Origin of the sequence: Roseateles sp. (assembly GCF_039929605.1) — a bacterium.
In the GTDB taxonomy this organism is placed as follows: Bacteria; Pseudomonadota; Gammaproteobacteria; order Burkholderiales; family Burkholderiaceae_C; genus Pelomonas.
The window spans coordinates 1-12,444 of sequence record NZ_JBDSQX010000020.1 but is presented as its reverse complement, the minus strand read 5'-3'; the positions used below and the strand labels follow the sequence as shown (position 1 = coordinate 12,444).

Here is a 12,444-nt window from a genome sequence, read left to right as displayed (position 1 = left end):
CACGGCATCGTGCCGGTGTGGTGGGACAACGGCTACGGTGCCAACCACCAGTTCGGGCTGTTCAACCGCTCGACCGGTGCGCAGTACTTCCCGGACCTGATCAAGACCATCGTCGACAACGCCAAGTAGACGGTCTCGCGGGCTACCGCCCGCCAGCAGCAAGCAAGGCGCGGAATTCTTCAGCTTTCCGCGCCCTGTCTTGTCACCGACACCATGCAAGCAAAACTCCCACGTCGTCTTCAAGACCTGCCGCCCCGGACACGCCGCTCCCCGGACCGCGCCGCCGGGCCGTTGCGGGCCCTGCGCATTGCCGTATCCGGGCTGATGCTATGCACGGTCTTGACGCTGATTCCGTACGCGGCGCCAGCATCGGCGATGGATCGGGAGAGTCCGGTAGCGATCGCACCCAAGGGCATGTCGACCGCGACCTGGACGCCGGACAACGGCGACGGCACCTTCACCAATCCCTTGTTCTATGACGAATTCTCTGATCCGGACCTGATCCGCGTCGGCGACTGGTTCTACCTGACCGGCACCACCATGCACGCCATGCCGGGCCTGCCGATCCTGCGCTCCAAGGACTTGGTCAACTGGGAGTTCGTCGCCTACGCGCTGGACAAGCTCGACCTCGGCCCGGCCTTCCGGCTGGAGGGCGGCAAGGACATCTACGGCCAAGGGATCTGGGCGCCGTCCCTGCGCTATCACGCGGGCAAGTTCTACATCTTCTCGAACGTCAACGGCCAGGCGACCCAGATGTTCACGGCCACCGATCCGAAGGGGCCGTGGACGCGCACGCCGATGAAGCGCAGCTTCCACGACCTGTCTGTGCTGTTCGACGACGACGGCAAGGTCTATGTCGTCTGGGACCATCAGAAGATGTACGTCGCCCAAATGACGGACGACTTGACCGACATCGTTCCGGGCACCGAGCGCCAGCTGTTCAGCGCCGACGCCGGCATGGGCGAGGGCGCGCATTTCTACAAGATCGACGGTAAGTACTACATCATCAGCGCCAACTACGCGGGCGGCTTTCGCATGCCGGCGGCGCGGGCAGATCACGTGCTGGGGCCCTACGAGGTCCATCAATCGATCAGCCTGCACGAGGACTTCGGCATGGCGTCCAGCAAGCGCCTGGCCAACCGCAAGCCGCCATTCGAGTTCTGGGGGCCCGACCCCGCCGCCAAACACAGCCTGGCGATGCACCAGGGCGGCATCGTCCAGACGCAAGCGGGCGAGTGGTGGGGCTTTTCCATGATGGATTTCAATTCCGTCGGTCGCCTGCTCAGCCTGTCTCCGATCACCTGGAAGGACGGCTGGCCTTACTTCGGATTGCCGGGCAACCTGACGCGCACACCGCGGACCTGGGTGAAGCCCAAGACCACCACACCGCAGCCGATTCGAGTGCCCTTTCAGCGCAGCGATGATTTTTCGGCGCCGCAGCTCCAGCCCCTGTGGCAGTGGAACCATGTCCCGGTCGACGACAAGTGGTCGTTGTCGGAACGCCCGGGATTCCTGCGCTTGCACGCGCTGCCGGCGACCTCGTTCTACGACGCGCGCAACACGCTGACGCAGCGAGGAATCGGGCCGATGTCGACGCCGACCGTCCTGCTCGATGCGTCGAACCTAAAGCCAGGCGACACGGCGGGACTTGGGCTGCTCAATCTGCCGTATGCGACTTTGAGCGTCGAGAAACTTGCCGACGAACTCAACGTCGTCTTTCATGACCAGCAGCTCGACCAGCGGGTGCGCGTGAAGATGACCGGCACACGCATCTGGCTGCGGGCCGACTGCGATTTCCTCACCGAACGGGCGCGCTTCAGCTATTCGTTCGACGGCAGCACGTTCACCCCGATCGGCACCGAGGTCGTGCTGGTCTACCAGACCTTCACCTTTCAGGGCGTTCGCTATGGATTGTTTAACTACAACACGACCGGCGCAGAGGGCGGCTTTGCAGATTTCGACAGCATCGACGTGCATCAGCCCCATACCCACGGCCTGATGCGGCCCATTCCCTATGGCCAATCGATCTGGTTGACATCGTTTCGCGCAACGACCGGACTGGCGGCCAGCTATGGACGCCTGACCTCGGGTGCTCCGACGCGATTCGTGATCGCCGACCGCAAATTGAGCCGCGTCGCTCTGCGCTCTGGCAGGCGCTATGTCACGGTCGGTGAGGACGGAGCGGTGACGCTCGCGGTGCGCCGAGCCGGTACAGCACAAACCTTCCAATGGATTGAAACGCCGACGGGTGAACTGGTGCTGATGTCACTGGCCACCCACCGCTTCCTGCGCATAGCTCCGAAGACCGGCGAAATCCGTGCCGACAGTCCCGGCCCCATGCCGGATGACAGCGATGGTGCTCGCTTTGTCTGGTCGAAATGAAGCAGGCGGGCCACCGGTTGAATCGACTTTCTCGCCAATGCACGAACCCCTGGCGGGCACGCCAGCCGTGGCCTTGAAGGTTTCGGGCGGAGGGCTCGCATGACAACTCAATCAGCCAACCAAGACATGGCGTTCAGGAGATTCCCCGTGCTACCTCAACGCAGACATTTCCTGGCACAGACCGTTGCGCTCGTTGCCGCGCTGCCGGCCTGCTCGCTGGCGGCGCCGCCCATACCAACGAGTTCGCTTATCGACGTCAAGCGCTTCGGCACCAAGGGCGATGGCCGCACGCTCGACTCGCCGGCGATCAATGCTGCGATTGCTGCTGCGGCAGCTGCGGGCGGGGGTACTGTTTATTTCCCGCCTGGGCGCTACCTGTCCGCGTCGATCAGGCTCAAGAGCAATATCACGCTCTACCTGGAGGCGGGCGCGGTGATCGAAGCGGTTGACGCGAGCGTGGCGCGCTACGACCTGCCCGAGCCGAACGAGGCCGGCGGCAACTATCAGGACTACGGCCACAGCCATTGGCAAAACAGCCTGATCTGGGGTATCGGCCTAGACAACGTGGCTATCGTCGGCGGCGGCTTGATTCATGGCAAAGGCTTGATCAGCGGCCACGACAAATACACCGGCTACTACACCGACAAACCGGACCAGCCCGGCGAGGCCGACAAGGCGATTGCGCTGCGCGAATGCCGCAACGTGACCTTGCGCGATTTCTCGATCTTGCATGGCGGCCATTTCGGCATATTGGCGACCGGCTGCGGCAATATGCTGATCGACCACTTGACCATCGACACCAACCGTGACGGCATGGATATCGACGGCTGCAACAACGTGCGCGTCACGAATTGCAGCCTGAATACGCCCTGGGACGATGCGATTTGCCTCAAGGCCAGCTACGGCCTGGGGTGCATTCAGCACTGCGAAAACATCACGATATCCGACTGCATGGTCTCGGGCAGTTTCGACGAGGGCAGCGTGATAGATGGCACCTTCAAGCGCAGTGCGCCGGAGTACCGGTCGGGGAGATACGGCCGCATCAAGATGGGCACCGAATCGAATGGCGACTTCAAGAACATCACCATCACGAACTGCATTTTCGACGAGTGCCGCGGCCTGGCGATCGAAAGCGTGGACGGTTCGCACATCGAGAACCTGACGATTTCCAACATCACCATGCGCAATGTGGTGAACGATCCGATCTTCATACGTTTGGGCGCGCGCCTGCGCGGACCGAATCAGCCGCCGGTGGGCTCCATCAAGCGCATCAATATCAGCAACGTTGTCGTCTCCGGTGCGCACGTCAATCACGCCAGTACCATCGCCGGGCTGCCAGGGCATCCGATCGAGGATATTCGCATCAGCAATATGCAGATAGAAACGCAGGGCGGCGGCGAGGCGGCCTGGAGCGCGCGGGTACCGCCCGAACTTCCCAACGGGTATCCGGAGCCCGGCATGTTCGGCAAGGCGCCAGCGTATGCGTTTTACCTGCGCCATGTGAAGGCCATCGAGATTCATCACGTCAAGGTCGGCTACGTCCAGCCGGAGGGGCGAACCGCAGTCGTGCTGGAGGATGTCAGCGATGCCAGCTTCCATGCCGTCAATATGCGGCGCGGGCAGGGCGGCGCGCCGCTGTTCGCGCTGCGTGGGGTCAGCGACTTCTCGGCCAGGGATGTGCGCGGCATGCCGGACCGCGAGATCCCCGAGCGTGTGGATGCGCTGACCTTGTAGGCATGCAAGGCCATGTCCAACGTGCCCTACCCCACCGTCTTCATCTGCGGCTCGCCCCAGCGCAAGCCGCTGGGTTCTCGACAGCAATCTCTTCTAGGACGCAAGCCATGACACAAAAACTCTCCCGCCGCTCGCTGCTGCAAGCCACGGCCGCCACCATGGGCGCCGCAGGCCTGCCGGCCGCGCAGGCCGCGCCGACTCCGTTCAAGCCGAACTGGGACTCTCTCGTCGACGGCTACGAAACGCCCGACTGGTTCCGCGATGCCAAGTTCGGCATCTGGGCGCACTGGAGCGCGCAATGCGTGCCCGAGATGGGTGACTGGTATGCCCGGCGCATGTACATCCAGGGCAACTGGCAGTACGACCACCACATCAAGACCTACGGCCACCCGACGAAGTCCGGCTTCATGGAGATCCAGAACCGCTGGAAGGCCGAGAACTGGGAGCCCGAGGCGCTGATGGACCTGTACGTGAAGGCCGGCGCGAAGTACTTCGTCGCCCTCGCCAACCACCACGACAACCAGGACACGTTCAACTCCAAGTACCACGGCTGGAACACGATGCGCGTCGGTCCGAAGAAGGACATCGTCGGCACTTGGGAGAAGGCCGCCCGTGCGCGCGGCCTGCGCTTCGGCGTCAGCAACCATGGTGCGCATGCCTGGCACTGGTTCCAGTCGGCCTATGGCTATGACGCGGAAGGCCCCTACGCCGGCCAGCGCTACGACGCCTTCAACCTGACCAAGGCCGACGGCAAGGGCAAATGGTGGGAAGGTCTGGACCCGCAAGACCTCTACACCGGCCGCAACATCGTCATGCCCGACGGCTTCAAAACCATCCGCAGCGTCGAGGCCTGGCATGACCAGAACACCTACTACTGGGACGAGAAGCCGCCACTTCAGAACCCCGCGTTCACGCGCTCCTGGCTGCTGCGCTGCCGCGACCTGATCGACAGCTACAAGCCCGACCTCATTTACATGGACAACCACGGCCTGCCGCTCGGCCAGGCCGGGCTGGACATCGCCGCCCACTTCTACAACGCCAGCATGGCCTGGAACGGCGGCAAGCTGGAGGCCGTGCTCAATGCCAAGGTGATGCCCGCCGAGTGGCGCGCCGGCCTCGTCGAGGACGTGGAGCGTGGCTTTCGCGAAGGCATCGAGCCCCTGCCCTGGCAGACCGACACCTGCCTGGGCGACTGGCACTACGCCCGCTCCCTCTTCGACAACCACCAGTACAAGCCCGCCAGCACGGTCATCCACCGGCTGGTGGACATCGTCTCCAAGAACGGCAACCTGCTGTTGTCGGTGCCGATGCGCGGCGACGGCACCATCGACGCCGACGAGCGCAAGATCCTGGAAGACATCGCGGCCTGGATGGCGCGCAATGGCGAGGCCATCTACGGCACACGCCCCTGGCGCACTTTCGGCGAGGGCCCGACGAAAGTGGGCAGCGGCCAGTTCAGCGAAGGCAGTTCCAAGCCGCTGACTGCCGAAGACATCCGCTTCACGACCAAGGGCGGCGCCCTCTACGCCATCGCGCTGGGCTGGCCCAAGGACGGCGTGATGCGCATCCAGTCGCTGGCGCAGGACTCGAACGTGGCGCCCGGCGCCATCGAACGCATCGAGGCCGTGGGCTCCGCCGACAGCCTGCCCTTCAAGCGCACCCGCAGGGGGCTGGAGGTCAAGCTGCCCGAAGGCCTGGCCGGCTCGCCCGCCGTGGCGCTGAAGATCCGCGGCAACAGCCTGACGTGAGCATGAATGGACGGCACCGGCTCGCGCAGCTTGCCCGTCACAACCCTAGCGACCCCATGAAGAACACCACATCCAACCTCTCCCGGCGCGACGCGTTGGGTGTCGCCCTCGCCGCTGCCGCCACGCCACTGGGCGCTGCGGCAGCAACGGCCGCGATGGCCGCCTCTTCCTCCAGCGTGCCGACCGCCGCGGCCCGCCGCACGCAGCCATCGCTCGTGCCGGAATGGGTGCTGACGACGCCTCAGGGCACGTTGCGGATCAGCGCGCTCTGCGACCGGGCGCTGCGCGTGCGCTTCCTTCCTCCGCAGGCAGCAACGCAGGCGCCGCCGCCAAGCCTCACGCTGCTACCCGGCCGGGCCAAGCCCCTCATGAAGCAGACGCCGGGCGCGGACGCGACCCGCCTGGAACTGCCGGCCATCCGCTGCGAGGTGGACAACGGCACCGGGGCGCTGCGCTTCTTCGACCGCAACGGCGCCTTGCTGCTCGCCGAAGCGCCCGGCACCCGGCGGCTGACGCCGTCGCGGCTGGGGGACGAGCCCGTGTTCATCGCCGAACAGGTGTTCGAGTCACCCGCCGGCGAGCGGCTCTACGGCACCGGCTGCTTCCAGGACGGCGCTATGGACCTGCGCGGCTTCCCGCGCCGCCTGACGCAGGTGAACTCGCAGATCAGCCTGCCGTTCATGCTGTCCAGCCGCGGCTACGGCCTGCTCTGGCACAACAACGGCATGGCCGAGCTGAACATGCCCGAGCAGTGGGTGGCGCTGAGCCGCGCCAAGGCTGAGACCAAAGCCGAGAGCAAGGCCGAAGTCGTGGATGTGACGACGACCACGGGCAATGCGCAGGTCGTGCGCAACCTGACGCGCTTCGAAGGCCGGTTCAGAACGGACGCGGCCGGCCGTTTCGCATTCCTGCTCGACGTCGGCCGCGCCATGGGCTCGCGCCACTCGGTGGAGATAGACGGCAAGTCCTGCGTGGAGATGGTGAACCACTGGCTGCCGCCGACGGTGGGCTTTGTCGTCGAGCTGCCGGCGGGCGAGCATCACGTGCGCGTCCACGCCGACGACGGCGACGCGCCCTCTCTGCGCTTTGGTGCCGTGGGCGCAAGCACGACGTGGCGCTCACCGGTGGCCGACGCCATCGACTACGTCGTCATCGCCGGCCCCAGCGCGGATGAGGTGTTCGAGGGCTACCGCGAAATCTCCGGCGCCGCGCCGATGATGCCGCGTTGGGCCTATGGCTACATCCACTGCCGCGAACGCTTCCATTCGTCGCAGGAGATCGTCGACACGCTGCGCGAGTTCCGCCGCCGCAAGCTGCCCGTCGACGTGATGGTGCAGGACTGGCAGTACTGGGGCCGCCACGGCTGGAACGCGATGCGCTTCGACGAGGCCCACTACCCCGATCCCGCCGCGATGGTGCGCGAGGTGCACGGCTTGAACGGCCGGTTCATGCTGTCGGTGTGGGCCAAGATCGGGCGTGACACCGAGCTCGGCCGCGCCACTGCGGCCGCCGGCCACTACATCGACCAGACCGACTGGGTCGACTTCTTCGACCCCAAGGCCGCCGCCTTCTACTGGAACAACCAGCGCGATCGCCTGCTCAAACTCGGCATCGACGCCTGGTGGCAGGACGCGACGGAGCCAGAGAACGACGACCTGGTGGGCCGGCATACAGCGGCCGGCCGCGGTGAGCGCGTGCGCCTGGCCTATCCGTGGCACGTCACGCGCACCGTCTACGAAGGCCAGCGCCAGGCGGCGCCTGACCGGCGCGTGATGATCATGACGCGCTCGGCCTTCCCCGGGCAGCAACGCCATGCGGCAGCCACCTGGTCGGGCGACATCGGCAACGACTGGGACACGCTCAAGCGGCAGATCCCCGCAGGCCTCAACATGGCCGCCGCCGGCTATGCCTACTGGACGGTCGACGCCGGCGGCTTCTTCCGTCCGGGCGACGGCCAGTACACCGACAAGGCCTACCACGAACGCCTGATCCGCTGGTTCCAGTACGCGACCTTCCTGCCGCTGCAGCGCGTGCATGGCTACATGACCAACACCGAGTTCTGGCGCTATGGCGACAAGGTGGAGGCCGTGGCGCGCCAGTATCTGGAGCTGCGCTATCAGCTGCTGCCCTACCTCTACAGCCTGGCTCATGAGGTCCATGCGAAGGGCGCACCGATCATGCGACCGCTGGTGTTCGACTTCCCGCAGGACGACCAGGCCCTGGACCAGGCGCACAGCTATATGTTCGGCCGTGCCCTGCATGTGGCGCCGGTCCTGGCGCCCGAGGTGTCGAGCTGGCCGGTGTACCTGCCACGGGCCGCAGGCGGCTGGGTCGATTTCTGGACGGGAGAACGGCGCGTCGGCGGCCGCACGCATGACGTGGCGTCGCCTCTGACGCGCATCCCGCTGCACCTGCGCGCAGGCAGCATCCTGCCGCTCGGGCCGGTGCTGCAGTCCACCGCCGAGGCCACCGGCGAGGTGCTCGACGTCTACGTCGTGCCCGGCGCCGACGGCGCCTTCGACCTCTACGAGGACGACGGCCTGGACTATGCCTACGAGAAGGGCGGGTTCAGCGTGATCCGCATGACCTGGGACGACCGCCGCAGCGCGCTGCGCCTGGCGTCGCGTAAGGGGCGCTTCGCTGGCATGCGCACGACCAAGCGCTTGCGCATCCACCGCCTCGGCGACGGGCGGCCGACGCTGCAATCCACACCGCTGCGCGAGGTGGTCTACACCGGCCGCGCCACGGAAGTACGGCTGGGATGAAAGTGAGCCCCTCGCCCGGTCTTGCGCCGCTGAACGCGGGCCAGCCCAGTCGGTCCCCCGGGGGGACGGCGATGCTTGCCGGATCGACCGGCAAGCACATCGCCCGCCGGGCCGGCTTGGGGCGGCCCGGCGCTCGGCCCGAATGCTCATTCATGCGTCGCGGGTGCCGCGAATGCGGAATGAATAACTGAGATGAACGCTCTCTTCGCAGCATGAACACGAAGACCAACAGAACCCACACATCCATGAAGACCACCACCCACCTCGCCACCGCTGTGCTGGCCCTGGCCGCTTCCGGCGCCCAGGCGGCCGACACCGTCATCGCGTCGCCCGACGGCCGCGTCGCGCTGCGCATCGCCGACGACGGCAGCCAGTTCAGCATCAGCCGCCGTGGCGAAGCCGTCATCGCGCCCTCGCCGCTAGGGCTGGAGCTGGACGGTCAAGCGCTCGGCGCGTTGACGCTGGAGTCGCGCCAGGACCTGGCCGAGGACCGCGTCATTCCACTCGTCGCGACCAAGGCCGCGAGCGCGCGCGACCACTACCGCGGCGCAACGCTCACCTTCCGCGAGGCTGGCGGCGGCCGCCGCGTCTTCATCGATGCCCGCGCCTACGACGACGGCGTCGCCTTCCGCTACCGGCTGGACGGCACGGCGCCGGTCAGCCTGCGCGGCGAACGCACGGCCTTCGTGCCGGCCGGCGACCCGTCGTGCCTGGTCACGCCCATCGATGGTTCGCACGAGCAACCGTTCGAGCGCCTGCGCATCTCGCAGATGAAACCGGGCGCAGCCTACGACGTGCCGGTGGTTTGCGCCACGCCGTCGGGCCGAACCCACTACGCCATCACGCAGGCCCACCTGCAGGGCTATGCCGGCGCCTCGTTCCGGCTTGAGGGAGACGCGCTGCGGCTGCATCTGTCCGGCGTGCCGGGCCGCGCCGGGCCGGCCTTCGTCTCGACGGCTGGCCTGACGACCGCCTGGCGCGCCGTCATGCTGGCCGACCAAGCCGGCAAGCTGATCGAGTCGCACCTCGTCGGCAACCTCAATCCGCCCGCCCAGGGAGATTTCAGCTGGGTCAAGCCCGGCAAGGCGGCATGGGACTGGTGGTCCGGCCCGCTGGTGGGCATGAAGCCCGACATGGGCGCCTACAAGCGCTTCATCGACTTCGCCGGCGAGTCCGGTTTCCCCTACTACCTCATCGACGCCAACTGGGCCTCGGGGCCAAGCGGCTGCTGCGATGCCAGCCCGGAGACCGACATCACCCGCCCGGCGAAGGGCATCGACATGGCCGAACTCGCGCGCTACGCCGCAGCCAAGGGCGTGGGCCTGCTGCTGTGGGCGCACTGGGTGCATGTGGACGCGCGCATGGACGAGGTGCTGGACACCTACGTCCGCTGGGGAATCAAGGGCATCAAGGTCGACTTCATGAACCGTGACGACCAGCAGGTGGTGGACTTCTACGAGCGCCTCGCAGCGGCCACCGCCAAGCGCAAGCTGCTGCTCGACATGCACGGTGCCTACGTGCCCGCCGGCCTGCAGCGCACCTATCCCAACTACATCACGCAGGAGGGGGTGCTGGGTGCCGAGTGGAGCAAGATGAGCACGCGCGTCACGCCCAGCCACAACGTGACCTTGCCGTACACGCGCATGCTGGTCGGCCCGATGGACTACACGCCGGGAGGCTTCCGCAACGCGACAGCGGCCTCCTTCGAGGTGCGCGCCGAGATGCCGCTGGTGCTGAACACGCGCGGCCAGGCGCTGGCGATGTACGTCGTCTACGACAGCCCGCTGCAGATGGTCTCCGACGACCCCACCGCCTACCGCGGCGAGCCCGGCTTCGACTTCATCAAGCGCGTGCCGACCGCCTGGGACGAAACCCGCTTCATCGCCGGCGAGCCCGGGCGCGACATCGTGCTGGCGCGCCGCCACGGCAAGACCTGGTACATCGGCGCGATGACGGGCGACGAGGCCCGCACGCACAAGGTGTCGCTCGGCTTTCTGCCGCCCGGCAACTGGCGCGCCACGATCTGGCAGGACGGCGAGGTCGTGCGCGAAGTGCGGCGCACCGAACGCAAGGTGACACGCAAGGACGTGCTGAGCCTGTCGCTCGCCGCAGCGGGCGGCGCTGCCGTCGTGCTGGAGCCGCTGCCAGCGCAGTGAGCAGCGCGCGGCGCGTGCCATCAAACAAGGAAATTCAGGCGTCCATCATGAACAAGTGCAGTAAACGACTCCTCGTCATTTCGATCCTCGCGGCTGGCTTGGCAGGTTGCGGTGGCAGCAGCGCAGGCAGCGAAACGAAGGCCACCGCCTTCGACTGGAAATCCAGCGAGCCGCTGATCAGACCGCCGGCCGACCGGGCGGACATCTTCGGCGTCAAGGACCCGACCATCGTCCACCACGACGGCCGCTATCACGTCTTCATGACCACGGCCGGCAAGGGCGGCTGGGGCATGGCCTACACGAGCTTCTCGAACTGGGATGAGGCCCCGAAGGCCCCGCAGTTCATGCTCGACAAGTCGCCCATCGGGCCCGGCTACCGCGCCGCACCCCAGGTCTACTACTTCGCGCCGCAGAAGCTCTGGTACCTGATCTACCAGGGCGGCGACCCGCTGTATTCCACGACCAGCAACATCGCCGACCCCAAGTCATGGACGGCGCCTCAGCCCTTCTACGCATCCGTCCCCGCGAGCGTCAAAGACGAGAAGGGCCATGCGGCCTGGCTCGACTTCTGGAACATCTGCGACGACAAGAAGTGCTACCTCTTCTTCACCGGCGACAACGGCCGCTTCTACCGCGCCGAGACGACGCTGGCGCGTTTCCCTCTTGGCTTCTCCGAACCCGTCGTCGTCATGGATGAAAAGCGCGACGACATGTTCGAAGCAAGCAACACCTACAAGATCGCCGGCACCAACCAGTACCTGACGCTGATCGAGGCGATGGGCCCCAAGGGCAGGTATTTCCGCGCCTGGACAGCGGACCGCCTGGACGGCACCTGGCAACCCGTTCCCGGCGCACCGATGAACCTGTTCGCTGGCGCAGACAACGTCAAGTTCGACGGCCGCATCTGGTCCGAAGGCGTGTCCCACGGCGAGATGGTCCGCGCCGGCATCGACCAGACGCTGGCCATCGACCCCTGCAAGCCGCTGCAGTTTCTCTACCAGGGTCTGGACAAGGAAAAGGGCAAGAGCTACGAGTACATCGAGCTGCCCTATCGGCTCGGCGTGATCACCGCCACCGCGCCCAACGCGATCAGCGAGTTGTGCAAGAAATGAACGCCTGCCCTGTCGCAGTGGTCGTGGGCGTTTAGCCAGTACGTCCCTTGCAGACATCGCTGTGGATGCCGGCGCCATTGCCTGCCCGGTGAACAGCGCCGCCGCCATGCCATCAACAACCCAGACCCGGTTTTCTCCCATGATGTACAGCAAAAAACCCACCGTTCTCTCCATCGTCCTCGCGACCCTGGTGGCTGGCTGTGGCGGGGGTGGTGGTGGCGACGCACCGGCACCGGCACCGGCACCGGCACCGGCACCCGCACCCGCACCCGCACCCGCACCCGCACCCGCACCGGCACCCGCACCCGCACCGGCACCCGCACCGGCACCCGCACCCGCACCCGCACCCGCACCCGCACCGGCCGGGGGCACCACCTGGACGAGCGTGAAGTGGGGCGGTGGCGGCTACGTCACCGGCCTCGTCTTCCATCCGACCACCGCCAACCTGCTGTACGCGCGCACTGACGTCGGTGGCGCCTACCGCTGGCACCAGCCCACGTCGTCCTGGGTGCCCATCACCGACGGCCTGGGCTTCAGCGGCGGCGAG

At 66.5% G+C, this 12,444-nt stretch carries 6 protein-coding genes and 1 pseudogene; all 7 read left to right on the top strand.

Annotated features, from left to right (window positions below; genetic code table 11):
- Positions 1 to 213 precede the first annotated feature (213 nt).
- Positions 214 to 2,382 (top strand): glycoside hydrolase 43 family protein, encoded by a 2,169-nt coding sequence (locus tag ABIS05_RS03435; protein ID WP_348009083.1) that lies wholly within the window; start codon positions 214 to 216, stop codon positions 2,380 to 2,382.
- Between the two features lie 99 nt (positions 2,383 to 2,481).
- Complete coding sequence (locus tag ABIS05_RS03430; RefSeq protein WP_348009082.1) at positions 2,482 to 4,116, top strand: glycoside hydrolase family 28 protein; 1,635 nt, start codon at positions 2,482 to 2,484, stop codon at positions 4,114 to 4,116.
- Between the two features lie 107 nt (positions 4,117 to 4,223).
- Positions 4,224 to 5,864: an alpha-L-fucosidase gene (locus tag ABIS05_RS03425; RefSeq protein WP_348009081.1), complete on the top strand. Its 1,641-nt coding sequence runs from the start codon at positions 4,224 to 4,226 to the stop codon at positions 5,862 to 5,864.
- A gap of 56 nt (positions 5,865 to 5,920) precedes the next feature.
- A complete protein-coding gene (locus ABIS05_RS03420; RefSeq protein WP_348009080.1) occupies positions 5,921 to 8,629 on the top strand; it encodes a TIM-barrel domain-containing protein in 2,709 nt (902 codons plus the stop codon).
- Positions 8,630 to 8,874: 245 nt separating this feature from the next.
- Entirely contained in the window at positions 8,875 to 10,785 is a 1,911-nt protein-coding gene (locus ABIS05_RS03415) for a glycoside hydrolase family 97 protein (protein ID WP_348009079.1), read from the top strand.
- A 47-nt stretch (positions 10,786 to 10,832) separates the two neighbouring features.
- A complete protein-coding gene (locus ABIS05_RS03410) occupies positions 10,833 to 11,897 on the top strand; it encodes a non-reducing end alpha-L-arabinofuranosidase family hydrolase (protein ID WP_348009078.1) in 1,065 nt (354 codons plus the stop codon).
- A gap of 139 nt (positions 11,898 to 12,036) precedes the next feature.
- A pseudogene (locus ABIS05_RS03405) lies at positions 12,037 to 12,444 on the top strand (hypothetical protein); the annotation flags it as partial.

Excerpts from the sequence above, each read along its gene's own strand:
- ABIS05_RS03430 (WP_348009082.1), top strand. The coding sequence starts at position 2,482 with ATGACAACTCAATCAGCCAACCAAGACATGGCGTTCAGGAGATTCCCC.
- ABIS05_RS03425 (WP_348009081.1), top strand. The coding sequence starts at position 4,224 with ATGACACAAAAACTCTCCCGCCGCTCGCTGCTGCAAGCCACGGCCGCC.
- ABIS05_RS03435 (WP_348009083.1), top strand. The coding sequence starts at position 214 with ATGCAAGCAAAACTCCCACGTCGTCTTCAAGACCTGCCGCCCCGGACA.
- ABIS05_RS03410 (WP_348009078.1), top strand. The coding sequence starts at position 10,833 with ATGAACAAGTGCAGTAAACGACTCCTCGTCATTTCGATCCTCGCGGCT.
- ABIS05_RS03415 (WP_348009079.1), top strand. The coding sequence starts at position 8,875 with ATGAAGACCACCACCCACCTCGCCACCGCTGTGCTGGCCCTGGCCGCT.
- ABIS05_RS03420 (WP_348009080.1), top strand. The coding sequence starts at position 5,921 with ATGAAGAACACCACATCCAACCTCTCCCGGCGCGACGCGTTGGGTGTC.